At 69.8% G+C, this 25,561-nt stretch carries 23 protein-coding genes and 1 pseudogene; 12 read left to right on the forward strand and 12 right to left on the reverse strand.

Features of this window, described 5'->3' with window-relative positions:
• Positions 1–240: 240 nt before the first annotated feature.
• The 5 genes from ACEZHJ_RS08885 to ACEZHJ_RS08905 all read right to left on the reverse strand — a co-directional run bounded on the left by ACEZHJ_RS08885 (position 241) and on the right by ACEZHJ_RS08905 (position 4,547).
• Positions 241–1,365 carry a TRAP transporter substrate-binding protein gene (locus ACEZHJ_RS08885; RefSeq protein ID WP_018717499.1) on the reverse strand — a complete coding sequence of 375 codons (1,125 nt, stop codon included), beginning with the start codon at positions 1,363–1,365 and terminating at the stop codon, positions 241–243.
• 52 nt (positions 1,366–1,417) lie between these two features.
• A complete protein-coding gene (locus ACEZHJ_RS08890) occupies positions 1,418–2,752 on the reverse strand; it encodes a TRAP transporter large permease subunit (RefSeq protein ID WP_018717500.1) in 1,335 nt (444 codons plus the stop codon).
• Positions 2,749–3,339 carry a TRAP transporter small permease subunit gene (locus ACEZHJ_RS08895; protein WP_018717501.1) on the reverse strand — a complete coding sequence of 197 codons (591 nt, stop codon included), beginning with the start codon at positions 3,337–3,339 and terminating at the stop codon, positions 2,749–2,751. Before ACEZHJ_RS08895 ends, ACEZHJ_RS08890 begins: the two co-directional genes overlap by 4 nt.
• 178 nt (positions 3,340–3,517) lie before the next feature.
• A complete protein-coding gene (locus tag ACEZHJ_RS08900; protein ID WP_018717502.1) occupies positions 3,518–3,865 on the reverse strand; it encodes a DUF2782 domain-containing protein in 348 nt (115 codons plus the stop codon).
• A 13-nt stretch (positions 3,866–3,878) separates the two neighbouring features.
• Positions 3,879–4,547 carry a TIGR00730 family Rossman fold protein gene (locus tag ACEZHJ_RS08905; protein ID WP_051088200.1) on the reverse strand — a complete coding sequence of 223 codons (669 nt, stop codon included), beginning with the start codon at positions 4,545–4,547 and terminating at the stop codon, positions 3,879–3,881.
• A gap of 210 nt (positions 4,548–4,757) precedes the next feature.
• Between ACEZHJ_RS08905 and polA the strand changes: the two genes are divergently transcribed.
• The gene (gene polA / locus ACEZHJ_RS08910) at positions 4,758–7,484 is read left to right on the forward strand and encodes a DNA polymerase I (RefSeq protein WP_163139756.1); all 2,727 of its coding nucleotides are present in this window, start codon (positions 4,758–4,760) and stop codon (positions 7,482–7,484) included.
• Between the two features lie 865 nt (positions 7,485–8,349).
• Here the strand turns inward: polA and yihA are convergent.
• The gene (gene yihA, locus ACEZHJ_RS08915) at positions 8,350–8,982 is read right to left on the reverse strand and encodes a ribosome biogenesis GTP-binding protein YihA/YsxC (protein WP_018717505.1); all 633 of its coding nucleotides are present in this window, start codon (positions 8,980–8,982) and stop codon (positions 8,350–8,352) included.
• A gap of 215 nt (positions 8,983–9,197) precedes the next feature.
• On the opposite strand from yihA, the gene ACEZHJ_RS08920 reads away from it, so the two are divergent.
• The 10 genes from ACEZHJ_RS08920 to ccmI all read left to right on the forward strand — a co-directional run bounded on the left by ACEZHJ_RS08920 (position 9,198) and on the right by ccmI (position 17,425).
• Entirely contained in the window at positions 9,198–9,845 is a 648-nt protein-coding gene (locus tag ACEZHJ_RS08920; protein WP_375036445.1) for a c-type cytochrome, read from the forward strand.
• Between the two features lie 162 nt (positions 9,846–10,007).
• Positions 10,008–10,634: a thiol:disulfide interchange protein DsbA/DsbL gene (locus ACEZHJ_RS08925; RefSeq protein WP_018717507.1), complete on the forward strand. Its 627-nt coding sequence runs from the start codon at positions 10,008–10,010 to the stop codon at positions 10,632–10,634.
• A gap of 74 nt (positions 10,635–10,708) precedes the next feature.
• Positions 10,709–11,449 carry an endonuclease/exonuclease/phosphatase family protein gene (locus ACEZHJ_RS08930; protein WP_018717508.1) on the forward strand — a complete coding sequence of 247 codons (741 nt, stop codon included), beginning with the start codon at positions 10,709–10,711 and terminating at the stop codon, positions 11,447–11,449.
• Between the two features lie 390 nt (positions 11,450–11,839).
• Positions 11,840–12,583, forward strand: coding sequence for a heme ABC transporter permease (locus ACEZHJ_RS08935; RefSeq protein ID WP_018717509.1), 744 nt, complete (start codon positions 11,840–11,842; stop codon positions 12,581–12,583).
• Positions 12,580–12,729, forward strand: a complete 150-nt coding sequence (gene ccmD, locus ACEZHJ_RS08940) for a heme exporter protein CcmD (RefSeq protein WP_018717510.1) — start codon at positions 12,580–12,582, stop codon at positions 12,727–12,729. Before ACEZHJ_RS08935 ends, ccmD begins: the two co-directional genes overlap by 4 nt.
• Positions 12,726–13,178 (forward strand): cytochrome c maturation protein CcmE, encoded by a 453-nt coding sequence (gene ccmE, locus ACEZHJ_RS08945; protein WP_018717511.1) that lies wholly within the window; start codon positions 12,726–12,728, stop codon positions 13,176–13,178. Before ccmD ends, ccmE begins: the two co-directional genes overlap by 4 nt.
• Positions 13,175–15,151 carry a heme lyase CcmF/NrfE family subunit gene (locus ACEZHJ_RS08950; protein ID WP_018717512.1) on the forward strand — a complete coding sequence of 659 codons (1,977 nt, stop codon included), beginning with the start codon at positions 13,175–13,177 and terminating at the stop codon, positions 15,149–15,151. The genes ccmE and ACEZHJ_RS08950 overlap by 4 nt, the downstream gene beginning before the upstream one ends.
• A complete protein-coding gene (locus tag ACEZHJ_RS08955; RefSeq protein WP_018717513.1) occupies positions 15,148–15,684 on the forward strand; it encodes a DsbE family thiol:disulfide interchange protein in 537 nt (178 codons plus the stop codon). The genes ACEZHJ_RS08950 and ACEZHJ_RS08955 overlap by 4 nt, the downstream gene beginning before the upstream one ends.
• On the forward strand, positions 15,681–16,175 hold the full coding sequence (locus tag ACEZHJ_RS08960; protein ID WP_259201800.1) for a cytochrome c-type biogenesis protein: 495 nt from the start codon (positions 15,681–15,683) through the stop codon (positions 16,173–16,175). Before ACEZHJ_RS08955 ends, ACEZHJ_RS08960 begins: the two co-directional genes overlap by 4 nt.
• Positions 16,172–17,425, forward strand: a complete 1,254-nt coding sequence (ccmI, locus tag ACEZHJ_RS08965; RefSeq protein ID WP_018717515.1) for a c-type cytochrome biogenesis protein CcmI — start codon at positions 16,172–16,174, stop codon at positions 17,423–17,425. The genes ACEZHJ_RS08960 and ccmI overlap by 4 nt, the downstream gene beginning before the upstream one ends.
• A gap of 195 nt (positions 17,426–17,620) precedes the next feature.
• Here ccmI and ACEZHJ_RS08970 read toward each other — a convergent pair whose 3' ends face one another.
• Positions 17,621–18,556, reverse strand: a complete 936-nt coding sequence (locus ACEZHJ_RS08970; protein WP_375036446.1) for a LysR family transcriptional regulator — start codon at positions 18,554–18,556, stop codon at positions 17,621–17,623.
• A gap of 92 nt (positions 18,557–18,648) precedes the next feature.
• Here ACEZHJ_RS08970 and ACEZHJ_RS08975 point away from each other — a divergent pair.
• Positions 18,649–19,518: pseudogene (locus ACEZHJ_RS08975) on the forward strand (DMT family transporter); the annotation flags it as partial.
• 81 nt (positions 19,519–19,599) lie between these two features.
• On the opposite strand, the gene ccmB reads toward ACEZHJ_RS08975, so the two are convergent.
• The 5 genes from ccmB to ACEZHJ_RS09000 all read right to left on the reverse strand — a co-directional run bounded on the left by ccmB (position 19,600) and on the right by ACEZHJ_RS09000 (position 25,543).
• Positions 19,600–20,265, reverse strand: coding sequence for a heme exporter protein CcmB (gene ccmB / locus ACEZHJ_RS08980; RefSeq protein ID WP_375036460.1), 666 nt, complete (start codon positions 20,263–20,265; stop codon positions 19,600–19,602).
• Positions 20,266–20,275: 10 nt separating this feature from the next.
• Positions 20,276–20,887: a cytochrome c biogenesis heme-transporting ATPase CcmA gene (gene ccmA / locus ACEZHJ_RS08985; protein WP_018717519.1), complete on the reverse strand. Its 612-nt coding sequence runs from the start codon at positions 20,885–20,887 to the stop codon at positions 20,276–20,278.
• 194 nt (positions 20,888–21,081) lie between these two features.
• On the reverse strand, positions 21,082–23,841 hold the full coding sequence (locus ACEZHJ_RS08990; protein ID WP_375036447.1) for an autotransporter domain-containing protein: 2,760 nt from the start codon (positions 23,839–23,841) through the stop codon (positions 21,082–21,084).
• 151 nt (positions 23,842–23,992) lie between these two features.
• Complete coding sequence (locus tag ACEZHJ_RS08995; RefSeq protein WP_018717521.1) at positions 23,993–24,781, reverse strand: SDR family oxidoreductase; 789 nt, start codon at positions 24,779–24,781, stop codon at positions 23,993–23,995.
• 27 nt (positions 24,782–24,808) lie between these two features.
• Positions 24,809–25,543 (reverse strand): SDR family oxidoreductase, encoded by a 735-nt coding sequence (locus tag ACEZHJ_RS09000; protein WP_375036448.1) that lies wholly within the window; start codon positions 25,541–25,543, stop codon positions 24,809–24,811.
• Between the last annotated feature and the right edge of the window lie 18 nt (positions 25,544–25,561).

A 25,561-nucleotide genomic window follows, 5' to 3' on the forward strand; every position in this document is an offset into this window, starting at 1 on the left:
CGCGGGCGTTCATGGCTCTCCTCCGGTGGCCGCGGGTGCGGCGCACAATTGTTGTCTCTCTGGGTGACAGGTTGTCTCTATTATTCTTTCAATCTGGTCGACAATTAGTCGCCGTGATTGGTTACACATAAAACTGGCCGCGTGTGCAGCCAAAGTCAACCATCAATGGGAGGGGGTGCCGGAGTGAGGGGCGGGAAGGCAGGCGGCGGGGCCCGCAAGGGGCCCCGCCGGGGGCGTGGCTCAGGAGTCGTCGGTCTCCAGGCCGAGCTTGGAGGTGTCGACACGGCGCAGTGCGAAGTCCGTGTAGGCGAGCTCGTTGGTGCCGTGCCAGGCGTACTGGCTGTCGCGGAAGTCCTTCCAGTGCTTGTAGACCTTGGCCCAGGTCTTGTTCTCCGCGGCCATGCCCTCGTACATCTCGAAGGCGTTCTTCTGCGCCGCCGCCATGATCTCGTCGCTGAACTTGCGCAGCTTCACGCCCCGCTCGACGAGCTTGTTGAGCGCGATGGGGTTGAGATAGTCGTAGTGGGCGACCATGCGCACGTTGGAGTCGGCCGCCGCGATCCGGATCGCCTCCTTGTAGGAGTCCGGGAGCTTGTCGTAGGCGTCCTTGTTCACGTAGATCGAGAACATGGCGCTCGGCTCCCACCAGGACGGATAGTAGTAGTTCTTGGCGACCTGCCAGAAGCCCAGACGCTCGTCGTCGTAGGGGCCGACGAACTCGGTGGCGTCGATCACGCCGCGCTCCAGCGCCGGATAGATCTCCGCGGCCGCGAGGGTCTGCACGTTGACCCCGAGGCTGGACATGATCTTGCCGCCGAAGCCGGGGATGCGCATCTTCAGGCCCTTGAGGTCGGCCAGGCCGTCGACACGCTTGCGGAACCAGCCGCCCATCTGCGTGGTGGTGTTGCCGCCGGGGAAGGCCTTGATGTTGAAGTTCGAGAAGACCTCGTTGTTCAGCAGCTCGCTGCCGCCGCCGTAGTACATCCACGCGTTCTGCATGCGGGTGGTCATGCCGAAGGGAATGGCGGTGTCCAGCGCCAGGGTCGGCTCCTTGCCTACGTAGTAGTAGGACGCCGTGTGGCCCATCTCCGCGGTGCCGGACTGGCAGGCGTCGAGGACCTGGAGGCCGCCGACGAGCTCGCCCGCGGCGTAGGTGCGTACGTCGAAGCGGCCCTCGGTGAGCATGGACAGGCGCTTGCAGAAGTCCTCGGCGCCGCCGTAGAGGGTCTCGAGGCTGGTCGGCCAGCTCGTGGCCATGCGCCAGCGGATGCGCGGGCCCTGGGCGTGGACGTACGGGGCGCCGACGGCGGCGGCGCCGGCCACCGCGCCGGCACCGGCGGACTTGACGAAGTCACGACGTTTCATGAGAGCTCTCCTCGTCGGGTTGTTGTGCGGCCACCCCCCTCGGATGGCCGCGTCAGTAGCCTGAGTACGGCACCAGCCACGTCACCAGTGACGGGAACACGATGACCAGCGTCAGGGCGATGATCTGTATCGCGATAAACGGCACCACGCCGCGGTAGATCTCGGTGGTGCGCACGTTCGCCGGGGTGACGCCGCGCAGGTAGAACAGCGAGAACCCGAACGGCGGCGTGAGGAACGAGGTCTGCAGGTTCATGGCGATGATCACGCCGAACCAGACCAGATTGATGTCCAGCCGGGCGGCTGCCGGCACCAGCAGCGGCAGCACGATGAAAGCGATCTCGAAGAAGTCGATGAAGAAGCCCAGGCCGAAGACCACCAGGTTGGCGATGATCAGGAAGCCGATCTCGCCGCCGGGCAGGTTGGTGAGCAGGTCCTCGATCCACATGTCGCCGTAGAAGCCCCGGAACACCAGGCTGAACGCCCGCGAGCCCACCAGGATGAAGATCACCATGGAGGTGAGCTTGGCCGTGGACTGCATGGTGCCGTTGAGCGCGGTCAGGGTCAGGCGGCGGTTGAGCGCGGCCAGCACCATCGCGCCGACCGCACCGAACGCGCCCGCCTCGGTGGGCGTGGCGATGCCCGCGAAGATGGTCCCGAGCACCACCACGATCAGCACCAGCGGCGGGATCATCACGAACCCGACCCGCAGCAGCAGCGCGGGGATATTGTCGGGGCGGTCCTCCGGCGGCAGCGCCGGCGCCGCCGCCGGCCGCAGGGTGGCGACCGCGCCGGCGTAGATCGCGTACATGCACGCCAGTGCCACGCCGGGCAGCAGCGAGCCGCGGAACATGTCGCCCACGGACACGCCGATCTGGTCGGCGAGCACGATCAGCACGATGCTCGGCGGGATCACCTGCCCGAGTGTGCCCGACGCTGCGATCACGCCGGTGGAGAGGCTGCGCGAGTAGCCGTAGCGCAGCATCACCGGCAGCGAGATCAGGCCCATGGCGACTACCGTCGCGCCGACCACGCCGGTGGCCGCGGCGAGCAGCGTGCCTACGACGATCACCGACAGTGCGAGTCCGCCGCGAACCGGGCCGAAAAGCTGACCCATGGTCTTGAGCAGGTCCTCGGCCAGGCCGGAGCGCTCCAGCATGGTGCCCATGAAGATGAAGTACGGCACCGCCAGCAGGGTGTAGTTCTCCATGATGGAGAAGATCCCCTGGGGCAGGGCGGTGAGCAGGTTGGGTCCGAAGGCGTCGGCCCAGAAACCGACGGGGACGAAGGCCATGGCCGCGCCGGCCAGCGCGAAGGCCACCGGGTAGCCGGAGAAGATGAACACCAGCGCGACGAGGAACAGGAACCCGGCGTAATACTCAATGATCATGGCACGTCCGTCCCGTGGGTCGCCTCGTCCTCACCCTCGGCCGCTTCGCTGTCGTCGAACAGCCGTTTGCGGTGGCCGGTGAGCACTGCCCCCGACTTGACCGCCTGCGAGAACCCCTGGAGGAGGAGGAGCACGAAGGCCACGGGTACCACCGTCTTGATCGGGTAGCGGGCCAGTCCGCCGGGGTTGCCCGAGCTCTCCCAGGTCTGCCAGGACAGTGCCGCCCACTTGGTGGACAGCCAGATCACGAGCATGCAGAAGGGGATCAGGAAGAGCACGCTGCCGAGGAAGTCCACCCATGCCTTGCCGCGCTCGGAGAGCCGGCCGTAGAGGACGTCCACGCGGACGTGGCCGTCGCTGGAGAGCGTGTGCCCGGCGCCGAGGAGGAAGACGATCCCGAACAGGTACCACTGCGCCTCGAGGTAGGCGTTCGAGGCGAGGTTCTCGCCGATGTAAGAACCGAGGTAGCGTACCGAGGCGTTGTATACGCCGATGAGGATCATCGCCAGGGCGAGCCAGTAGACCGCACGGCCTATCCAGCGGTTGAGGCAGTCGATCCCCCCGGCGATTCTGAGCAGAAACCGCATTCAGGCTCCCTTGCTGGCGGGTGGACCGGGTGGGTACGCCCCGCCGATTGTCGTTATCCCGCTGCCAGCAGCCGTGCCCGTCGTGGATCGGCACGCGGGCGCACGCGCGCTGGTCGGACCAATCGAGCGGCCAACGCTAGCGAGCGGTCCGCAAGGCGTCAAGCTGCAACGCAGCAGTCTACCAGCGCAGCAGCTCCCAGCGGTGGATGTCCGGGGCGTCCAGGTTTTCCGGCGGGCGGTCGTTGAGGCGGCCGTCGCCGTTGCTGTCGTAGAGGTAGTAGGCGGGGCCCGTGCGCGGATCGATACGCACCGCGTAGACGCGCCCGTTGACGCTGTACTCGCGGATCTCCGCCCAGGGGCGGGAGATGATCTGCACGCCCGGTTCGATTTCCTCGCCCTTGGTCAGCGCCTCCGGCGGCGGCGGGGCGACGATGTTCGGCTTGGATTTGCCCTGCTCGTCAGCGGCGTGGGCCGCGCCGGCGAACACGGCGGCGGCGATCAGCAGGGCGGGCCAGAATGCACGCATGCGCGCTCCTTGTTTACAGGTCGAGGAGGATGTCCGTCTCCGCCTGGGACGGCTCGAAGCCGCGATTCTCGTAGTGGTCGAAGATGGCGTCCACCACGGCCTGCGGCTCGTCGATGATCTGGAACAGATCCATGTCGTCCGGGTTGATGGTGCCCTCGGCGATCAGGCTGTCCCGGAACCAGTCCACCAGGCCGCGCCAGTAATCGGCACAGACCAGGATGATCGGGATCCGCCGGGTCTTGCCGGTCTGCACCAGCGTGAGGATCTCGGCGAGCTCGTCCAGGGTGCCAAAGCCGCCGGGCAGGACCACGTACGCAGAGGCGTACTTGACGAACATCACCTTCCGCGAGAAGAAGTGGCGGAAGTTCAGCGCGATGTCCTGGTAGGGGTTGCCTACCTGCTCCTGCGGCAGCTGGATGTTGAGGCCGATGCTCGGTGACTTGCCGGCGAACGCCCCCTTGTTGGCGGCCTCCATGATCCCGGGGCCGCCGCCGCTGACCACCGAGAAGCCGGCGTCCGAGAGGGCGCGGGCGATGTCCTCGGCGAGGCGGTAACGCGGGTTGTCCGGCGGGGTGCGCGCCGAGCCGAACATGCTCACCGACGGCTTGATGCGGGCCAGCCGCTCGAAGCCCTCCACGAACTCCGCCATGATCTGGAAGATCTTCCACGACTCCCGGGTCATCACGGAGTCGTTGACCTGGGAGCGTTCACGCTGCTCGAGGGATTCCCATCGCTTGTGCGTCAAGATCGCCTCTCCCCGCATCCGGGCCCATGGGTGTCCGGCCATCGGCGGCCGGCAGCGGCGCCGGCCGGCGCCGCGCCTTCACTGTAACCCCGGGTGCGCTCTTGTACCATATGGCCTCCATGATACGACCGCCGAACGGGAACGCGCATGAGTGACCACCCTCCCCTCATCCTGGTGGACGGCTCGTCCTACCTCTACCGCGCCTACCATGCGCTGCCGCCCCTCTCCACCGCGGACGGCACCCCGACCGGGGCCATCTACGGCGTGGTGAACATGCTGCGCAAGCTCCTCGCGGAGTATCCGGACAGCCCGGTGGGGGTGGTCTTCGACGCGCCGGGGCGGACCTTCCGCGACGAGCTCTTCGAGGAATACAAGGCCAACCGCCCGCCCATGCCCGACGACCTGCGCAGCCAGCGCCAGCCCCTCGCGGAGATCGTCGAGGCCATGGGGCTGCCGCACATCGAGATCGCCGGCGTGGAGGCGGACGACGTCATCGGCACGCTGGCGGCCCAGGCCCACGCGGCGGGCCGGGGCCTGCTGGTCTCCACCGGCGACAAGGACATGGCGCAGCTGGTCAGCGAGCACGTGACCCTGCTCAACACCATGTCCGGCACGGTGCTGGACGTCGCCGGCGTGGAGGAGAAGTTCGGCGTCACCCCCGGGCAGATCATCGACTACCTCGCCCTGGTCGGCGATACCTCGGACAACATCCCCGGTGTCCCCGGCGTGGGCCCGAAGACCGCGGTGGCCCTGCTCGCCCACTTCGGCGACCTGGACGCCCTTTACGCCCGCCTCGACGAGGTCGCCGAGGTGAAGGTCCGCGGGGCCAAGGGCCTCGGCGCCAAGCTGGAGGCCAACCGTGAGCAGGCGTTCCTCTCACGGGATCTCGCGACCATCCGCTGTGACCTGACGCTGGATGTCCGCCCGGAGACCATCGGCCGCGGCGAGCCGGACACCGCCCGGCTTGCCGAGCTGTACCGCCGCTACGAGTTCGGCCGCTGGCTCGACGAGCTGCTCGCCGACGCCCCGGAGGCGGAGGACGGGGATGCGCGCGGCGCGGACAAGGCCGATTACCAGTGCGTGCGCGACGAGCCCGCGCTTGACGCGTGGCTGCGGCGGCTGGAGGCGGCGGAGTGCTTCGCCTTCGACCTGGAGACCGACAGCCTCGCCTACATGGATGCCGCCATCGTCGGCCTGTCCTTCGCCGTTACCCCGGGGGAGGCCGCCTACGTGCCGGTGGCCCACAGCACGGACGACGCCGACGGCCAGCTCCCCCGCGAGACGGTGCTGGAGCGCCTGCGCCCGCTGCTCGAGGACGACAGCCACGCCAAGGTGGGCCAGAACCTCAAGTACGACATGTCCGTGCTCGCCCGCTACGGCATCACCCTGCGGGGCGTGCGCTTCGACACCATGCTGGAGTCCTATTGCCTCGACTCCACGGCGACCCGCCACGACATGGACTCGCTGGCGCAGAAATACCTCGGCCACCGGACCATCAAGTTCGAGGAGGTCGCCGGCAAGGGCGCCAAGCAGCTGACCTTCGACCAGGTCGAGGTGGCCACCGCCACCGACTACGCCGCCGAGGATGCGGACATCACCCTGCGCCTGCACGAGACCCTGTGGCCGCGCCTGGAGGCGCTGCCCGGTCCGGCCGCGGTGTTCCGCGACATCGAGATGCCGTTGCTACCGGTGCTCTCGCGCATGGAGCGCACCGGCGTGCGCGTCGACCGCGAGCTGCTCGCGCGCCAGAGCGGCGAGCTCGCCGAGCAGATGGCCACCATCGAGGGCCAGGCCTTCGATGCCGCGGACGGCGAGTTCAACCTCTCCTCGCCGAAGCAGATCCAGGAGATCCTCTTCGAGCGCCAGGGCCTGCCGGTGCTGCAGAAGACCCCCAAGGGCCAGCCCTCCACCGCGGAGTCGGTGCTCGAGGAGCTCGCCGCCCGCGGCCACGAGCTCCCGCGGCTGATCCTCGAGCACCGGGGCCTGGCCAAGCTCAAGTCGACCTACACCGACAAGCTGCCGCGACTGATCCACCCGCGCACCGGCCGGGTGCACACCTCCTTCCACCAGGCGGTGGCCGCCACCGGGCGGCTGTCCTCCTCGGACCCGAACCTCCAGAACATCCCGGTGCGCACGCCGGAGGGCCGGCGCATCCGCCGGGCGTTCATACCCCGGGAGGGCTGCCGGCTGATGGCCGCGGACTACTCCCAGGTGGAGCTGCGCATCATGGCCCACCTCTCCGGCGACGAGGGGCTCACCCGGGCGTTCGCCGAGGGCGCGGACATCCACCGCGCCACCGCCGCCGAGGTCTTCGGTGCCGAGCCCGCGGCGGTGACCGACGAGCAGCGCCGCGCCGCCAAAGCGATCAACTTCGGGCTGATCTACGGGATGTCCGCCTTTGGCCTGGCCCGCCAGCTCGGCATCGAGCGCGCCGACGCCCAGACCTACGTGGACCGCTACTTCGAGCGCTACCCCGGTGTGCGCGCGTTCATGGAGCGCACCCGGGAGCAGGCCCGGGAGCAGGGCTACGTCGAGACCGTCTTCGGCCGGCGGCTCTACCTCCCGGAGATCAACAGCCGCAACGGCCAGCGCCGCCAGTACGCCGAGCGCACCGCCATCAACGCGCCCATGCAGGGCACCGCCGCGGACATCATCAAACGCGCCATGATCGTGGTGGACGACTGGCTCGGCCGCGAGCACGACGACGTGTACATGGTCATGCAGGTGCACGACGAGCTGGTCTTCGAGGTGCCCGAGGCCAAGACCGACGCGGTGGCGGAGCGGGTCAGCGAGGCGATGCGCCAGGCGGCGGCGCTGAACGTGCCCCTGGAGGTGGATGTCGGCGTGGGCGAGAGCTGGGAGGCGGCGCACTGACGGCATCCGCTCCGGGCGGTCGCGCGATTCCGACAAGTGGCGTGAAAAACCGTCGCGGCGCGCTGGAACCCCGGCGTGGATGTGCTGTCATTACAAGTGCGCCAGTGCCCGGCGCGGCTCACGTCTCACCCATTCCCACGGGTGCGTGAGCCTCTACCGGCCCGGTCCTGCCCCCAAGCCCGGGTCGCTTGCCCCGAGCCGCCATCCCCCATGGTGCTCGGGGTCTTTTATTTTCGGGCATTTATGTACGGGGCCGGGGAGCTCCTCCATGCCGCCGGCGTCGCCGGACAACCCCGATCCCGGATCGGTCGACTACGCGCGGCAACCGACGGTCGCGGTGGTGTGTCGCCCCGCATGCCGGGGCCCGTCGCTGGGGCGGGGGTGTCGCGCGCCTGTGGCGTCCGGTCCGCACGAACGCTCGACCGCTCTCCCCTTCCGTGGGCCGGCGGGTTCCCCTGTAACCGCTATTTTTGTACCCGTGATTGTCGATTGCCTTCGAGCAACCGGTCGATGGCAGATTCGGCGCGACGTCGGCTGCCGGGAGCAGCCGACCCAAGGGAGGGGCCGAACCGCCGCGATCCCGGGTACGTCGGTCGTTCCCGGCAACCGACAGCCACGGCGGTGTCGCCCGGCATGCACGGGCAGGGGGCGCCGGGTGCCCGTCGGCAGGCCCCCGCGTAGGTTGTGCGCCGCAGGCGTGCAACGTCCCGCACGGATGTCGGGCACCACCTGCGGCCATGCGGAACGTGCCGGATGCCGGTGTCATCGCGGCCATGAACAGGCCTGCGGTCGATGGAGGCCGGCGACAGTGCCTGCTTCCCGCTCACCACCGGCGAGCTCTTCCCGGCAAAGTGCGGTGACCCCTTTATCCGGGTTCCGGCACTTCCGCGTCACCGGCGTCCGTGAGCCATTCGTCCAGTCGGGCGTGCAGCTCGTCCACGCCGGTGGCCTTCGCCGCCGAGAACAGCTGTGCGCTGGTCTCGGGGTAGTCGCGGTCGAGCGCGGCGCGCACCCGTTGCAGGGTGTTCATCGCCGGGCCGCGCTTGAGCTTGTCCGCCTTGGTGAGCAGCACGTGCGCCGGCAGTCCCGCCTGGATGCACCACTCGAGCATCTGCCGGTCGTAGTCGGTCAGCGGGTGGCGCACATCCATGATCACCACCAGCCCGCGCAGGCTCACGCGCTCGGCAAAGTAGCGCGGCAGTGCCTCCTGCCAGTGCACGCGCACGCGCTGGGGAACCTTGGCGTAGCCGTAGCCGGGGAGGTCTATGAGCCGCAGTGTGCCCTCGTCGTTCAGCGGGAAGACATTGATCGCCTGGGTCCGCCCCGGCGTCTTGCTGGTGCGTGCCAGTGACTTCTGCCCGGTGAGGGTGTTGATGGCGCTGGACTTGCCGGCGTTGGAGCGTCCGGCGAAGGCGACCTCGGCCCCGGAGTCCGGTGGCAGGTGCGTGACGTCCGGCGCGCTCAGCAGGAAGCGGGCCTTGCGGTAGAGCGGATTCATGCCAGGTTCCACGGTTGCCGGCGACGGCGTGACGGGGCGGGATTGTCGCAGATGCGCAGCACGGGCGCCACGGCGCCAAATTGACCCCTCGGGGGGCGGCTGGTATAACGTCCCGTGCCTTTTCCCGGGGGCCCGGAGCGCCATATCGTGCAGGTGAACCGGTCGACTACCCGCACCCCCGGACGAGTCCAGCCGGTATAGGAGAAAGCTGCATCATGATCAACAGCCGGTTGCTAGCCGTGTTCGCCTCGCTCCTACTGCTCGCGGGCGGCCTCGCGCACGCGGAGGGCGATCCCCAGGCGGGCAAGTCCAAGGCCGGGGCCTGTGCGGCCTGCCACGGTCCGGACGGTAACAGCAACAGCCCGCAGTTCCCGAACCTGGCGGGTCAGCATGCCGATTACGTCTACGCCCAGCTCAAGCACTTCAAGAGCGGCGAGCGGCAGAACGCCATCATGGCCGGGCAGGTGGCGAACCTCTCCGATCAGGACATGCAGGATCTCGCGGCGTACTTCTCCTCCCTCTCCATGGAGGTCAACGCCGCCGACAAGTCCCTGGCCGATCAGGGCGAGCACATCTGGCGTGGTGGCGTGCCGGAGCGTAACGTGCCGGCCTGCAGTGGCTGCCACGGGCCCACCGGCGCCGGCATGGAGGGCGCGGGCTATCCCAAGATCGGCGGTCAGAAGGCGACCTACCTGGTGACCCAGCTTCAGGCCTACAGTGCCGGCAAGCGCAGTGGCTACCCCAAGGCGGAGATCATGACCGCCGTTGCCTCGCGTCTTAGTGACGACCAGATCAAGGCCGTGGCGTCGTTCGCCTCGGGGCTGTACCGCAAGACGGACGGTGAGACCGCCTCCGGCGAGTGATCCGGAGGCCGCGTTCGGTGAACGTGACGAAAGGGGGCGGTCCGGTGGCCGCCCCCTTTTGCGTCCGGGGCTCCCGTCGCGGCTGGACGGGAACCGTCGGCGGATGACACGGTCTCCTGCATGAACCGCGCTTGTGAGACGACAACAAGGGGGACGCTCTTGATGGCACGGTGGATGATGACGATGCTTGCGGCGCTGGTGCTGGGCACCGGCAGCGCGATGGCCGCGCCCCAGGCGGGCAATGAGTACCGGGTGCTGGATCAGCCACAGCCCGTCGAGACCGAGGGCGGTGTGCAGGTCCGCGAGTTCTTCTCCTATGGCTGCCCGCACTGCAACGATTTCCATCCGCTGCTCGCCGACTGGCAGGAGCGCATGGGTGACAGGATCGCGCTGGAGCACGTGCCGGTGAGCTTCGGCCGCGACTCCTGGAAGCTGCTCGCCAAGGCGTTTTACGTGGCCCAGGTGCTCGGCGTGCTCGACACGACCCACGACGCCGTGTTCAAGGCCATCCACGAGGACGGCCGGCGCTTCTCCAGCCCGGAGGACATCGCTGACTTCTACGGCGAGCTCGGTGTGGACCGGGACAAGGCGCTGGACGCGTTCGACTCCTTCGCGGTGACCATGAAGATGCGCCGCGCCGAGCGCCTGGCCCGAGAGTACCGGATCCAGGGCACTCCGACGCTGACCGTGGCCGGGCAGTACGTGATCGACGTGCGCGCCGCCGGCGGCCAGGCGGGTATGCTCGACGTCGCCAGCTACCTCGTGGAGCGCGAGCGCTCCGGCGATTGAGCGTGGATGCCGCAGAGCCTGCAGCACGCGTCCCCCCGCCCGCCGGGACGGCCGGGGGGAGCGTGTTGCGGCTGATGAGTTACAACATCCAGACCGGCATCGAGACGCGTTTCTACCATCACTACCTCACCCGCGGGTGGCGCCACGTGCTGCCCCACGATTCCCGCGCCGGGAATCTCGAGCGCATCGGCGAGATCGTGCGCGGCTTCGACATCGTCGGCCTCCAGGAGATTGACGCCGGCAGCCTGCGCAGTGGTTTCGTCAACCAGACCGGTTTCCTCGCCGAAGCCGCGGGCTTTCCCTACTGGCATTTCCAGACCAACCGCCGCATCGGCCGCATCGCCAGGCACAGCAACGGGGTGCTCTCGCGTTTCCGGCCCCTGGAGGTGCGCGCACACAAGCTCCCGGGCATGATCCCGGGCCGGGGGGCGCTGATCCTGCGCTTCGGCGGTCCGGGAGAAAGCCTGGACGTGGTGCTGCTGCACCTGGCCCTGGGCCGGCGTGCGCGGCTGCGTCAGCTCGCCTACATCGCCGAGCTGGTCAACCGCAACCGGCACACCATCGTCATGGGCGATCTCAACTGCCTGTCGGACAGCCCGGAGCTGCAGTTGCTATGCGGGCACACGGACCTGCGCGAGCCGCTTCACGACCTGCCCACCTACCCGAGCTGGCGCCCGCGGCGCAATATCGACCACATCCTCGTGTCCTCCTCGTTGAAGGTCCGTTCGGCGGAGGTGCTGGACTATCCGCTGTCAGACCACCTCCCCATCACCATGGAAGTGGTGCTGCCGCCGGAGATCGTGCTGGTGGGCTGAGTCGCGGGAGACGGGCAAAAAAAAGCCGACCTGTAGAAGGTCGGCCAAGAGGAGGAGAGACAGATGTAACGGCCGCGCCGTTACGATGGGATGCATCATAATCGTCCCCACCCGGACTGAAAACCGGGGTTGAAGGCATAGGTATTGTGCCTCTCGGTTGAAAATCTCCGTCTTTGCCGACCAGAGGGAACCTCGCGGCCCTCCGGGTGGTCCCTCCGTAAGACGGGCGGGTGTTCATCGACACGCCCGGCGAGGCGATGCAAAATAGCGGGCTTGACAGCGCGCGGCGCAGGGTGGGGCATTCCCCGGGCCGCGCCGGCCGTACGGACAGTGAACTACCCGACTGTGACAATGACGCGGCGGCTCGCCGAATCTCCGGAGGAATAAACCATGTGGACGTGGTTCCATCGCTTGGGATCGCCGCCGTATTTCTACGAGTGGGCTGGGCGATGGGCGCCGCGTATCGGCGTGCTTGCCGCGTTGCTGTTTGCCTGGGGGCTTTACGACGGGCTCGTGCTCGCGCCGACGGACTACAAGCAGGGCGAGAGCTACCGGATCATCTTCATCCACGTCCCGGCGGCGTGGATGTCCATGATGGTTTACGTGACCATGGCGGTAAGCGCGGCCATCGGGCTCATCTGGCGGATGAAGGTCGCGGAGGTCATGGCGCGGGCCGCGGCGCCTCTGGGGGCATGGTTCACCGTCCTCGCGCTGGTCACCGGTTCCCTGTGGGGCAAGCCCATGTGGGGGACCTGGTGGGTCTGGGACGCGCGTCTGACCTCCGAGCTGCTGCTGCTCTTCCTCTATCTCGGCTATATCGCGCTCAACGCCGCCATCGAGGAGCCGCGTCAGGCGGCCCGGGCCTCGGCAGTGCTGGCGGTGGTCGGCGTGGTGAACATCCCGATCATCCATTTTTCGGTGGAGTGGTGGAACACCCTGCATCAGGGGCCGACGGTCACCCGTCTCGACGCCCCGGCCATAAATATCGCCATGTTCTTGCCCTTGATCACCATGGCGCTGGCCTTCATGGCGTATTTTGCCGCGGTCTGGTTGATGCGCGCCCGGGGTGAGCTGCTCGAACGCGAGCGGCGCAGCCGCTGGGTGCAGCGTGTCGTCGCGGAGGAGTCCGGATGAACGAGTTCCTGGAAATGGGCGGCTACGCCGCCTACGTCTGGCCGTCCTACGGCCTGGCGCTGGTGGTCCTGGTGGGCAACTGGCTGGTGGCGCTGCGCCGCCGCCGGGCGGTGGTCCGCCGGCTGGCGAGGAGGCAGCAGCGATGAAACCGGCACGCCGCAATCGCCTGATCCTCGTGCTGCTGCTGGTAGGCGGCGTGGGCGTGGCCGTCGCGCTCATGCTCTCGGCGTTCCGCGAGAACATGCTCTATTTCTATCCGCCGAGCCAGGTGGTCTCCGGCGAGGCACCCACGGGCTACCCCTTCCGCATGGGCGGCATGGTGGCCGATGGCAGCGTGCGCCACGGGGAGGGCGTCAACGTCCACTTCCAGGTCACCGACGGCGGCGCCTCGGTGCCGGTGCGCTACGAAGGCGTGCTGCCCGACCTCTTCGGCGAAGGCCAGGGCGTGGTCGTGCGCGGCCGGCTCTCCGCCGACGGCACGTTCACTGCCGAGGAGGTGCTCGCCAAGCACGACGAGAACTACATGCCGCCGGAGGTGGCCGACGCCATGAAGGACGGCAAGGCCGCGCAGACCGTCAGCGAGGGGGGTGAATGATTCCCGAGTTCGGACAGTTCGCGCTCGCGCTCGCACTGGCGCTGGCGCTGGTGCAGGCGGTCGTGCCCATGGCCGGTGCCGCCCGCGGCCGCGTTGCCTGGATGGCGGCGTCGCGCTCCATCGCCGCCGGTCAGTTCGTGTTTCTCCTCGCCGCCTTCGTCTGCCTGGCGTGGTCGTTCTATGCCAACGACTTCTCCGTGCTCTACGTGGCGAACAATTCCAACACCGCCCTGCCGTGGTACTACCGCCTGTCCGCGGTATGGGGCTCCCACGAGGGCTCGCTGCTGCTGTGGGCGCTGATCCTGGCCGCATGGACCCTGGCGGTGGCCGCGTTCAGCCGCGAGCTGCCGCTGGCGTTCACGGCACGGGTGATCGGCGTGCTCGGGGCGGTGAGCTTCGGCTTCCTGCTGTTCACCATCCTCACCTCCAACCCCTTCACCCGGCTGGCACCGGCGGCTGCCGAGGGGCGGGACCTCAATCCGCTGCTCCAGGATCCGGGACTGATTTTCCACCCGCCGATGCTCTACATGGGATACGTCGGGTTCTCCGTCGCGTTTGCCTTCGCCATCGCGGCGCTGATCGGCGGTCGCCTGGATGCCGCGTGGGCGCGCTGGGCCCGGCCGTGGACCACCACCGCGTGGATCTTCCTGACCCTAGGCATCACCCTCGGGAGCTGGTGGGCGTACTACGAGCTCGGCTGGGGCGGCTGGTGGTTCTGGGACCCGGTGGAGAATGCCTCGTTCATGCCCTGGCTGGTGGGCACGGCGCTGATCCACTCCCTGGCGGTTACCGAGAAGCGCGGGGCGTTCCGGAGCTGGACGGTGCTGCTCGCGATCTTCGCGTTCTCGCTGTCACTGCTGGGCACGTTCCTGGTGCGTTCCGGGGTGCTCAACTCCGTGCACGCCTTCGCCACCGATCCGCAGCGGGGCATGTTCATCCTCGCGCTGCTGGTGATCGTGGTCGGCACCTCGCTGGCGATCTATGCGTGGCGGGCGCCGCGGCTCGCCGGCGGCGGGCGCTTCGAGCTGCTCTCCCGGGAGACGCTGCTGCTGCTCAACAACGCGGTGCTCACCGTGGCCGCGGCCACGGTGCTCGCCGGCACGCTCTACCCCATGGCGACGGACGCCCTCGGGCTTGGCAAGATCTCGGTGGGTCCGCCGTACTTCAACACCGTGTTCATCCCCCTGATGCTCCCGCTGCTGGCGCTGCTCGGGGTCGGCGTGCTGGTCCGCTGGAAGCGCCACGATGCCCGCGGGCTGCTGCACACCCTGCGCTGGGCGGCGCTGGCCGCGGTGATCGCGGCGGTGGTGACCGCGTGGTGGTTCACGGGCATGCATCCGATGGGCGTGCTGGGCGTGGCGCTCGCGATCTGGATGCTGTGGGCCAGCGTGCAGGCGGTGATCGAGCGCGTGCGTGGCCGCCGGGACCGGGTGCGCGCCCTGCGCGGGATCCCCCGCGGGTTCTGGGGCATGACCCTGGCGCATACCGGCCTTGCGGTGTTCGTCCTCGGTGTCAGCGCGGTGGGCAACTTCGACTGGCACAGCACGCTCCGCCTCGCCCCCGGGGAGTCCTACCAGGCCGCGGGCTACACCTGGCGGCTGGAGGACGTCTCCACGGTGGAGGGGCCGAACTATACGGCCAAGCAGGGTACGGTGGTGATCTCGCGTGACGGTGAGGTGGTTACCACCCTGTACCCGCAGAAGCGTCGCTACCCGTCCTCCGGGATGCGCGTGATGACCGAGGCGGGGATCGACGGCGGCCTTGTCCGGGATCTCTTCGTCGCCCTCGGCAAGCCCCGCGAGGACGGCAGCTGGACACTGCGCGTGCAGTACAAGCCCATGCTCCGCTGGGTCTGGTACGGGGCGCTGATCATGGCCGTCGGTGGTCTTCTCGGTGCCACCGATCCGCGTTACCGCCGTCTGCTCGATCGCGAGCGCCGGGCGGCGCTGGCCCGCGGTGAGGTGGCGGCATGAAGCGATACCTCCTGCCGCTGGCGATCTTCGTCGCGCTCGCCGCGGTGCTTGCGGTCGCTTTGCACCTCAACGACCGCGAGATCGTGCCCTCGCCCCTCGTGGGCAAGGCGGCGCCTGAGCTGGGCGCCTCCCGGCTGCTGGCACCGGACGAGCGGCTGACCCTCGCGGACATTCGCGGCGAGGTGGCGCTGGTGAACGTCTGGGCGAGCTGGTGCGTGGCCTGCCGCGAGGAGCATGCCTACATTTCCGCGCTCGCCGAGCAGGGGGTGCCCATCTACGGCCTCAACTACAAGGATACGCGGGCCGAGGCGCGGCAGTGGCTGTCCGAGTTCGGCAATCCCTACGACGCGATCGTGTTCGACAAGGAGGGCGACATCGGCATGGACTGGGGTGTCTACGGTGTGCCGGAGACCTTCCTCCTCGATGCCGACGGGCGGATCCGGTACAAGCACATCGGCGCCATTACCCGGGAGTCGATGGAGGAGGAGATCCTTCCGCGGGTGCAGCGGCTGCGTGAGGAGGCGGACGCATGAAGGGGGCCGTTCTCGCCATCGTCCTGATACTGGTCACCGGCGCGGCGTCAGCCGCCGGCACCGTCTACGAATTCGATACCCCCGCCCAGCGCGAGCGCTACACGGAAATCATCGGCCAGCTGCGCTGCCTGGTCTGTCAGGGCCAGAGTATCGCCGAGTCTAACGCTGATCTCGCCCAGGACATGCGCGACAAGGTCCACGAGCTCATCCTCGAGGGCCGCGACCGGGAGGCCATCATCGGCTACATGACCGACCGCTACGGCGACTTCGTCCTCTACCGTCCGCCGGTGGATCCACGGACCTGGCTGCTGTGGTTCGGGCCGCTGGGGCTGCTGGTGATCGCGGTGGCCGTGCTGGCCGTCGCCGTGCGCCGGCACCGCGCCGCCGCCGGGTCGCCGGCCCTGTCTGCCGGCGACCACGAGCGGGCACGGCGACTGCTCAGCGAAGGCCTTGACGACGATGACGACGACACCCAGGGAGGGCGCCCGTGACCCCGGTGATCTACACGCTGGTGCTGCTTGCCGGCGCCCTGGCCGGCGTCGCCTTCGTCGTCGTGCCGCTGCTGCGCCGTCGCCGTGCGGAGGCCGTCAGTGAGCGCCAGGCCCTCCTGTCCGCGCATCGTGAGCGTTTCGTCGAGCTCGACGCCGAACGCGAGGCGGGCAACCTCTCCGAAGACGAGTACCGCGAGGCCTACGAGGAGCTGGAGCGTCAGCTGCTCGAGGGCGTGAGCGGTCCCGCCGAGCAGGGCAGCGGTGGCGGACGCTGGATGTCGGTTGCCGCCGGCCTGGCCGTACCGGTGGTTGCCCTGGGTGTCTACCTCGTGGTCGGCTCGCCGCAGACCGTGCTGCCGACGACGGGGACGCAGGCCGAGCGTATCGCCCAGAGCGGCAGCCTCGAGGAGCAGCGAAAGTTCATCCGTGACAACCTCGGCGAGCTCCAGCAGCGCTTCGAGGACGACCCCGGCGACGTTGAGTCCGGGCGCATGCTCGCCCGGGCCTACCTCGCCGTGGACCGCCCCGCCGACGCCGCCCGGGTGCTCGCCCGGCTGATGGAGACCGCCGGGCGTCAGCCCGACCTCCTCGTCGACCGGGCCCGGGCGCTTGCCATGGCGAACGGTGAGACGGGGCTTACCGGTGAGCCCCGCAAGCTCCTGGAGCAGGCCCTGAAGCAGGCCCCGGCCCATCCGGACGCCCTCTGGTTCGCCGGGCTCGCCGCGGTCCAGGCCGGGGAGGCCGGCCGGGCGCGTTCGCTGTGGCAGCGCCTGCTGAGCGAGCTGCCGCCGGGTAGCGACTCGGCCAAGCGTCTGACCGCCGCGATCGAGCGTCTGGGCGGCGGAAGCGCCGGCGGTGATGCCGCCGCCTCCTCGGGCGCCGGCGTTACCGTGCGGATCCGGGTCGCCGACGATCTCGCCGCGGACCTGCCCGCCGGGACCACGGTGTTCGTCTACGCCCGCTCCCCCGAAGGGCCGGAGATACCACTGGCCGCGCGCCGCCTGACCCTGGGGGATCTCCCTGCGGAGGTCCGGCTGGATAGCTCCATGGCGATGGCGGGGCGTTCCATGGCGGAGGGTGACCGTGTCGAGCTGATCGCCCGCGTCTCCCGCAGCGGCCGTCCGATGGCCAGTGCCGGCGACCTCCAGGGTAGCGCCGGGCCGGTCCCGGTCTCCGGCGAGGATGGCGGCGATCCGGTGGCCGTGGTGATCGACCGCCGCGTGGAGGGCGGCGACGCCGCCGGCGGCTAGCTGAGACCTCCCGGTAGGCCGTTCACTCGGCGTGTGCCGGACGACTCCGCCAGGAGGCCCGGGTGAGCAACCGTGTCTGTTGATCCTGCCCCCGGGGGTAGCGGATGGGAGTTCCGGTAGGTCGTGCGCCACAGGCGTGCGACATTCCGTATGGTCCCGGCAGTGCGTCGCACACGGCCTGCGGCCGTGCACGACCTACCCGCCTGTACCGGCGGGCAGGGCGGCATTCGGCGGTGCGCCGGTCACCGCGGCCGCCTGAATCCGCTCGCCGACCGTCTGCACCGCCGCCGCGTTGGTGCCCAACCCGGGCGGCCCCTCGACGAGGCAGGCAAAGCAGGCCGGCAGTGCCGGTAGCCCTTCGCCGGGACCGGCCTCCCGCATGCCGCTATGGCCGTTCTCGACCCGCGCCCGGTCGAGCACGCTGATCGCCAGTCCGGCGGCGACCGCCGACTCCACTCCCGTGACGCTCGCGCTCGAGAACACCGTCTCCCAGTCACGTCCCGCCGCCTCCAGCGCCGTCAGGGCGATGGCGCGATAGGGGCATTCGGCGGGATGCAACGCCAGCGGCACGAGCGCCGGTATCGCCTCCCGTTCACCGGCCGCCATGGCCCAGACCGGCCGCGTCCGCCACAGTCGATGCCGCGACGGCGCCTGCGCCTCCGGCACCACGACGAGGGCCAGGTCCAGCGTGCCGGTGTCCACCAGATGCCGCAGGGTGCCGCTGGTGTCCGTGCGCACATGCAGGTGGAGGTCCGGATGGGACCGCGCCAGGTCCGGCAGGACGCTGCCCAGCAGGGCGGGGACGTATTCCTCCGGCAGGCCGAGCCGGACCACGCCGGCGGCGGGCCGGTCGATGAGGCGGTGGATCAGGGTGTCGTGCTCGTCGAGCAGGGTCGCGGACTGGGCCCGCAGCCGGGCGCCCTCGGCGGTAAGCGATACCCCGCTGCGCGAGCGCACCAGCAGCGTGCGGCCAAGCTGGTGCTCCAGGCGCTTGATCTGCTGGCTGACCGCCCCGAGCGTGAAATGCCGCCGCTCGGCGACCGCCCGCAGCGTGCCCAGTGCGCAGGCCAGATGAAACGTGCGCAGCAGGTCGATATCGAGGGTACGGTCATGGGTTAGGTTTATGGTCATTAAACTGTCGGTTAATACAATATAGATTTTATAGTGTATCAGGACCGGGCAGCATGACGGACCTCATCCGAAACGAGGGGGCTGTCATGGGAATGACGCTCGCACCGGTGCTGATCGCCGTCGGCCTGGTGGTGTGCTGGAGCTCGGGGTTCATCGGTACACGGATGGCGACGGTGGTCGACCTGCCGCCGACCGCCATCTTCTTCTGGCGCTTCGTGATCGCGGTCGCCCTGTGTGCGCTGATCCTGCTCGCCCGCCGCATGGCCACTGCCCGGCGCGCGGCGCTGACGCCCCGGGCGGTGGCGGCCGAGCTCGTGGCCGGCAGCTTCAGCGTCGGCGGCTTCCTGCTCGGCGTCGTATTCGCGACGGCGCTCGGGGTCAGCCCCGGGATCGTCGCGCTGATTACCGCGTTGCAGCCCCTGATGACCGCGCTCGTCACCAGCCTGCGCGTCGGCGAGCGCATCGGCGCCGCCGGGTGGGCGGGGGTCCTGGTTGCCGTGGCCGGCGTGGCGATCAGTGTCGGCGGGGACATGCATGGGGTCGGAAGTGCCCCGGTCTGGGCCTACAGCCTGCCGTTTGGCTCCGCGGTATGCCTGACCGCCGGCGGGCTGCTGTCCGCGTACCGCCCGGCGGTGGGATTCGGTCTCGTCGACCGGCTGCTATGGCAGCTCGCTGCGGCGGCGGCGCTGTTCCTGCTGGCACACCTCGTCTGTCAGGGTGGCCTGCCGGCACTGCCCGGGGCGGAAGCGGGCGACTGGCGCGCCATCGTCTGGCTGGTGGTGCTGTCCAGCTTCGGCGGCTACGGTTTCTTTATCGCCAGCCTTCGGTGCCACGGGGCCAGCCTCACGGCGGTGCTGTTCTATCTCACTCCGCCGGTGACCATGGTCTGGACGGTCCTGCAGTTCGGTGACCCGGTCCGGCCGCGGGAGTGGCTCGGTGGTGTGCTCGCGGTGGCGGGGGTCGGCGTGTCCCTGTGGGGGATGCGGCGTATGCGCACCGTTGCCCCCGGCCGTCCGGGGTGGCAGCGTGACGGGCGTCTGCGCTCAGTCCAGGCTGATCCGCAGGCCCGCGGCCGCGGCCAGCGGTGCCAGGGTCAGGGCGAGGGCGGCCATCGCGCCGAGCAGCTCGAGCTGGCCGGTCACGCCGAGCCCGGAGGCCGCGGCGTCCGCTGAGCCCGCGCCGAAGATCAGCACCGGCACGTACAGCGGCAGCACCAGCAGCGCCAGCAGCAGCCCGCCACGGCGCACCCCCACGGTCAGCGACAGGCCGACGGCACCCAGGGCGCCGAGCACCGGTGTGCCCAGGGCGAGCCCCGCCATCAGCTGCGGCAGTGCCTGCCAGGGGTAGTGCATGAACAGCGCCAGCAGCGGCGAGACGATCACCAGCGGCAGGCCGGTGATCAGCCAGTGGGCGCAGAGCTTGGCGAGCACGAGTACGGCGAGGGGCTGGGGCGCGAGGGCGAACTGCTCCAGGGTGCCGTCCTCGAAGTCCCCGCGGAAGAGCTGCTCCATGGAGATCAGCGACGCCAGCAGCGCCGCGACCCAGATCACCCCGGGGGAGATCTGGCGCAGGGTCTCCGAGGCCGCGCTCACCGCGAGGGGGAAGAGGCTCGCGATCATCACGAAGAAGATCACCGGATTGGCGAGCTCCCCGGGGGCGCGCAGGGCCAGGGAGAGGTCCCGGCGCAGTACCGCCAGGAAGGCCGGCACGAGGCGGATCTCATCCATGGCCGAGCTCCAGGTGGCGCAGGTTCACGCCCTCGAGCATGACCGGCTGGTGGGAGGTCATCACGGTGATGCCCCCCGCGGCGGCGTGCTCGGCGAGCCGCGCCTCGAGCGCCTCCACCGCGTGGCGGTCGAGGGCGGTGTAGGGCTCGTCCAGGATCCAGGCGCTGGCCGGCTCGATGAGCAGCCGTGCCAGCATGACCCGGCGGCGCTGGCCGGCGGAGAGGTGGCGGCAGGGCGTGTCCAGGCGCTCGCCAAGACCCATGCGGGTGAGCGCGGCATCGCGGTCACCCTCGCCGCCGTGGAGGCTGGCGAACACCCGCAGGTTCTCCCGAGGGGTGAGCTCCAGCTTGATTCCGGGCTGGTGGCCGATCCAGATCAGTGCCTGACGGTAAGTGCCGCCGTCGCGGCGGACGTTCCCGCCGGCCCAGTGCACGCTGCCCTCCTCGGGCAGGGTGAGACCGGCGAGGGTGCGCAGCAACGTGGTCTTGCCGCTGCCGTTGGGGCCGGCGACCAGCAGCACCTCCCCCGGCGCCACCGTGAGGTCGAGTCCGTCGATGAGCACGGTCTCCCCGCGGGAGACCACGAGTTCCCTGGCTTCCAGCACCGTTTCCGCCTGTGCCCCTGATCCGGCCGCAAGGTTACCACCTGGTGTCCGGATTCATAAGTCCTCGCCCGTCCGGCGAGGGCGTGGTGGCCTCGCGACGAGCCGGGTCGATGCGCCCCGGGGCGTCGTCGTGTGACGGGTCATTCCGGGGCCCGTCCCCGTCGCGGTCGCCGATCACGGGAACGGGCACGCTGCTACCAGAGCAGGGTCAGACCGCCCTGGACACGCCCGGCGACGGCATCGCCGCTGGCGGCGACACGTGAGCCGAAATAGGCGGTCAGGTTCTCGCCGAGCTGCAGCCGGGCCTGCAGTGTCGCGCTGCCGGTGTGCTCACCGGCATCGGGGGCGCGTACGCTCCAGCTGGCACCGTGGAGCGTGTTGGTCATCGGCGCGAGCCGGTCGTCGTCCGGCGTGTAGTGCCAGTCCGCGCTGGCGCGCAGGGCCATGGGGTGGCCGAAGGCCTGGACGTCGGCCTCCGCGGCCATGCCGACGCGCAGCTGTGTGACCACCTCGCTGTAGCCGTCCTGGCTGACCGTCACCGCGGGATCGCCGTCCTCGGTGAAGCCGTCGCGTCGGGCGCGTTCCGCCGAGAATCCCACCCGGGGGGTGAGGGTGACGCTGTCCAGGTGCACGCTGTGGCCGGCCTCGAGGTCGAGGGACAGGGTATGGCCGTCCACGTCCGAGCGCGCTTTCGCGCGGCCGGCGGCGAGGTCCACGTGGCGGCTGGTCTCGTATCGGTCGTCCGAGCCGCCGGCGGTGAAGGCCAGGTAGTTGTTGTTGGCGGCGATGCGGCCGTAGGCGAGCAGCTGGTAGGAGCGCAGATCGGCGCTGCCGGTGTCGTCCCGCCAGACGTCGGTATCGGCGACGCCGACGCCGATGCCGAATCGGGCGGTGTCGCTGCGGTGCAGATCGAGGCCGCCGTAGATCGCGCCCGTGCGGCTGCCGTAGCCCTCGGTGGCGTTATCGTCGTCCACGTGGGCCCACTCTCCGGCCACGTCGACCCACAGGCCTGACGGCGAGACCAGTCCCTCCGGCGTGGTGGCGGCGTCTTCCGTGCCGTGGGTGAGGGCCCCGGTCGCCCCTCGCGTGGCGCTCGTGGCATGGGCGATCATGCCGTCGCGCACCAGCTCGCGGGCCCTGCGGGACGCGGTCATCGCGACGGGATGGATGTCGGCGGCGGTCTGCTCGAAGGCCTGCGTGATCCCTTCCGAGGACAGCCCGGCGAGCCGTGTGAACAGCGCCCCGGTGACGCCGTCGTCCGCGTTGGCGCCGTCCACGGGACGGATCCCGTCGAGCGCGCGTGCCGCGGCGACCGCGTTGTTTCGCCCGTTGGTGGCCACGGTGTCGGCGTAGCGCTGGGGGGTCACCGCCAGGGTCACGTCGTTCGGGTTGTAGAGCACCACGAAGCGGGTGTCGGCGGGCAGGCCGGCCGCGGGCTGGACCAGGGTGTCGTAGGTCCCGGTCACGCCGCCCTCGGCCTCCACGACCCGGAACAGGTCGCCGACCGCCGGGGAGAAGGTGTTCTCGGCGTCGCCGGGGATGCCGCGGAGCTGTGCGGTGATGGTGCCGTCCGCGGTGTAGACGCTGTTCGCACCGGTGAGCAGCACGCGGTCGTAGTTGCCGGCGCCCGTGCCGGTCCCGTAGCCGTCGATCTCGACGACGTAGTTGCTGCCGTCCATCTGGGTGACGCTGCCCGTGACCGTGAGGGTGCCGGGGGAGTTGCCCGGGGCGAGCGTGCCCGTCACCGAGATGTCGCCGCGCACGTGGCCGGAGCCGCCCATCGTGCCGTCGCCGTCCACCCACACGTTGCCATCGAAGCCGGCGTTGAACGCCAGCTCGCCCTCGTGCACGCAGGCCCCGACGTCGTTGGCGCCGTCGCTGCGCAGGTCGAGCCGGCCGCTGCCGTTCTTGGTCAGGCAGCTGGACCCGCCGACCGCGCCGGAGAGGGTGACGTCGTTGGCGCCGGTGTCGAACACGGATGTCCCGTCGGTGGCCGCGAATCGGATGTCGTGGGTCAGTGTCCCGCCGCCGAGCGCCTCCGCCGTGGCATCGCCGATGACGAGGGAGGCCGAGGCGCCGCCGAGGGCGTCGTCGCCCGAAAAGGCAAGGGTTCCGGCGTGCACCACGGTATCGCCGGTCAGGCCCGAGTTGTCTCCCGTAAGGGTGAGCGTGCCGTTGCCGCGCTTGTTGAGGGTGCCGTTGCCGCTCATGGCCCCGGAGAATGTCGAGTCGTGGCCATTGGTGTCGATGGTGCCGCCGTTGCCGGTGACGGTGAAGTCGTTGGTCACGCCGGCATCGGTGGTCACCTGCAGGGTGCCGCCGTCGAACGTCGGGTTGACCGCGTCGTTGGAGAGCTCGTCGGTGGTGTAGCTACCCTGTGAGGTATCGATGTCCGGCGTGGCGCCCCCGACGCTGACCAATCCGCCGTCGGCCCCGATCGCGAACGAGCCGTTGTTGATTGCCGGGTCCGAGGGTTCCCAGTCCTGGGAGAGACTGGAGCTCGCGTCGTAGCCGAAGGTGTAGGCGCCGGCGAGGATGTCCGAGAAGAGCACCGACTGGAACGCAAAGATGCCGTCGCCCTGGCAGCTCGCATCACCGCTGAGATCGCCTGTTTCGGGGGTGCACTCGTCGGGCCAGAAGTAGTTCTCGCCGGCCACCAGTCCATCGGGTACGGTGCCGTCGGCTACGCCGTTGAAGCCGGGGACCAGGGTGAACGCCTGGTTGTCGACGAGGTTGCTGTCCGCGTCGTAGAGGTCCAGCGAGCCTTCCGCCTGGCCCACCGTCGGATGCCAGCTACCGTAGTAAACGGTGACGTCGAACCGGTCCGCGCCGGATCCGTCCGATATGATGAACCCCAGTGAATCGGTGTGTGCGAGGCCGTAGCCCGGTGTCAGCAACGTGCCCGCGAACAGGGCATACGTGGCCAGTCTTGTCCTGTGCAGTCGGAATGCCATCCCCTTGGCCCCCCTCCGTCTCGTAGTAATCAATTGGCGTTCGCCGGCGAGTGCCCGCGGCAAACGCGCAATTATTGCCGGCCCCGGGGGAGGGGGGTATCAGGGATTCCCTGAAATAGAATCAATTAATGGAGGTCCGGGGTGCCGGGGGCTACAGCCCCCGGACCATGCCGCCGTCGACGAGCATCGACTGGCTGGTGACGTAGCTGTTCCCAGGCGAGGCGAGGTAGGTGACCGTGCGGGCGAACTCCGCGGGCTCGGCGTAGCGGCCCAGGGGGATGCGCCCGGCGCTCTCGGCGCGGATCTCGGCCTCGTCGCGGCCCTGCTTGCGGGCCTGGGCCGCGTCCAGGGTGCGCACGCGCTCCGTGTCCACCCGGCCGGGGCCGACGATGTTGACCAGCACGCCGTCACCGGCGAGCTCTGCGGCGAGACTCTTGGCGAGCCCGAGCAGCCCGGCACGGAAGACGTTGGAGAGCAGCAGGCCGTCGATGGGCTCGTGGATCGAGGAGCTGGCGATGAATACCACCCGCGGGGCGTCGCTCGCGCGCAGGTGGGGCAGTGCGGCGCGGATGGTGCGCACGGCGCTCAGCAGGTTGAGCTCGAAGGCGCCCTGCCAGTCCGCGTCGGTGAAGTCGTCGAACCGTCCCGGCGGCGGCCCGCCGGCATTGGTGACCAGGCTGTCGATGGCGCCGAAGCGCGCCACGGCGGCGTCGATCAGCGCCTCGATGTCGCCGCTGCGGGTGATGTCGGCGGCGACGCCCAGGGTCTCGGCGCCGGTCTCGGCCTCGATGCGTTCGGCGGCCTCGCGCACGGCCTCGGCGTCGCGGCTGGCGAGGACCACGCGGGCACCCTCGCTGGCGAGCGCGTGGGCGGTGGCGTAGCCCAGGCCGCGGCTGGCGGCGAGGACGACGGCGGTGCGTCCGGTGAGCTGAAGGTCCATCGGTATCTCCTCGTGGGGTGGGTGTTCCTACTCCGCGTAGATCATCCGCCGGGTCATGCCGCCGTCGACGATCATCTCCTGTGCGGTGACGAAGCCCGCCTCCGCGGAGAGGAGGTACGCCACCATCGCGGCGACGTCCTCCGGGCGGCCGACGTGGCCCGCCGGGTGCTGGGCGTGGTCCTCCGCGGAGAGGTCCTCGTGTTCCGCCGCCGCGGCGATCCAGCCCGGGCTTACCGCGTTGACCCGCACGTCCGGGCCCAGGCTCACGGCGAGGGCATGGGTCAGGGCGAGGATCCCGCCCTTGCTTGCTGCATAGGCCTCGGTGTGCGGCTCGGACTGGCGGGCGCGGGTGGAGGCGATATTGACGATGGCGCCGCTGCCCGCGCGGAGCAGGGGTGCGGCGGCGCGGCTGCACAGGTAGGTGCCGGTGAGGTTGGTGGCGATGACCCGGTGCCAGTCCGCCACCGCCTGTGCCTCGAGGGGCCGGGCGGGGGCGCCGTGGCCGGCGTTGTTCACCAGGGCGTCGAGCCGGCCGTGGCGTGCCGAGACCGCCTCGATCAGGGCCGTGACCGCCGCCTCGTCGCCGACGTCGACGGTGATGCCGTGCGCCGCGCCGCCGAGGGCGTCCGCGGTCTCCGCCGCGCCGTCCCGGTCGGCGACGATCACCGCCATGCCGTCGGCGAGCAGCCGCGCGGCGATGGCCCGGCCGATGCCGCGGGCGGCGCCGGTGACGAGGGCGACGCGCCGATCCTGCCCGCTCATGCCTGCCTCCCGGATGAT

Source organism: Arhodomonas sp. KWT2 (assembly GCF_041949875.1).
In the GTDB taxonomy this organism is placed as follows: Bacteria; Pseudomonadota; Gammaproteobacteria; order Nitrococcales; family Nitrococcaceae; genus Arhodomonas; species Arhodomonas aquaeolei.

Coding starts and splice junctions, on each gene's coding strand:
- ACEZHJ_RS08885 (WP_018717499.1), bottom strand. CDS start 1,365: ATGAAACGTCGTGACTTCGTCAAGTCCGCCGGTGCCGGCGCGGTGGCC.
- ACEZHJ_RS08890 (WP_018717500.1), bottom strand. CDS start 2,752: ATGATCATTGAGTATTACGCCGGGTTCCTGTTCCTCGTCGCGCTGGTG.
- ACEZHJ_RS08895 (WP_018717501.1), bottom strand. CDS start 3,339: ATGCGGTTTCTGCTCAGAATCGCCGGGGGGATCGACTGCCTCAACCGC.
- ACEZHJ_RS08900 (WP_018717502.1), bottom strand. CDS start 3,865: ATGCGTGCATTCTGGCCCGCCCTGCTGATCGCCGCCGCCGTGTTCGCC.
- ACEZHJ_RS08905 (WP_051088200.1), bottom strand. CDS start 4,547: ATGACCCGGGAGTCGTGGAAGATCTTCCAGATCATGGCGGAGTTCGTG.
- polA (WP_163139756.1), top strand. CDS start 4,758: ATGAGTGACCACCCTCCCCTCATCCTGGTGGACGGCTCGTCCTACCTC.
- yihA (WP_018717505.1), bottom strand. CDS start 8,982: ATGAATCCGCTCTACCGCAAGGCCCGCTTCCTGCTGAGCGCGCCGGAC.
- ACEZHJ_RS08920 (WP_375036445.1), top strand. CDS start 9,198: ATGATCAACAGCCGGTTGCTAGCCGTGTTCGCCTCGCTCCTACTGCTC.
- ACEZHJ_RS08925 (WP_018717507.1), top strand. CDS start 10,008: ATGGCACGGTGGATGATGACGATGCTTGCGGCGCTGGTGCTGGGCACC.
- ACEZHJ_RS08930 (WP_018717508.1), top strand. CDS start 10,709: ATGAGTTACAACATCCAGACCGGCATCGAGACGCGTTTCTACCATCAC.
- ACEZHJ_RS08935 (WP_018717509.1), top strand. CDS start 11,840: ATGTGGACGTGGTTCCATCGCTTGGGATCGCCGCCGTATTTCTACGAG.
- ccmD (WP_018717510.1), top strand. CDS start 12,580: ATGAACGAGTTCCTGGAAATGGGCGGCTACGCCGCCTACGTCTGGCCG.
- ccmE (WP_018717511.1), top strand. CDS start 12,726: ATGAAACCGGCACGCCGCAATCGCCTGATCCTCGTGCTGCTGCTGGTA.
- ACEZHJ_RS08950 (WP_018717512.1), top strand. CDS start 13,175: ATGATTCCCGAGTTCGGACAGTTCGCGCTCGCGCTCGCACTGGCGCTG.
- ACEZHJ_RS08955 (WP_018717513.1), top strand. CDS start 15,148: ATGAAGCGATACCTCCTGCCGCTGGCGATCTTCGTCGCGCTCGCCGCG.
- ACEZHJ_RS08960 (WP_259201800.1), top strand. CDS start 15,681: ATGAAGGGGGCCGTTCTCGCCATCGTCCTGATACTGGTCACCGGCGCG.
- ACEZHJ_RS08970 (WP_375036446.1), bottom strand. CDS start 18,556: ATGACCATAAACCTAACCCATGACCGTACCCTCGATATCGACCTGCTG.
- ACEZHJ_RS08990 (WP_375036447.1), bottom strand. CDS start 23,841: ATGGCATTCCGACTGCACAGGACAAGACTGGCCACGTATGCCCTGTTC.
- ACEZHJ_RS08995 (WP_018717521.1), bottom strand. CDS start 24,781: ATGGACCTTCAGCTCACCGGACGCACCGCCGTCGTCCTCGCCGCCAGC.
- ACEZHJ_RS09000 (WP_375036448.1), bottom strand. CDS start 25,543: ATGAGCGGGCAGGATCGGCGCGTCGCCCTCGTCACCGGCGCCGCCCGC.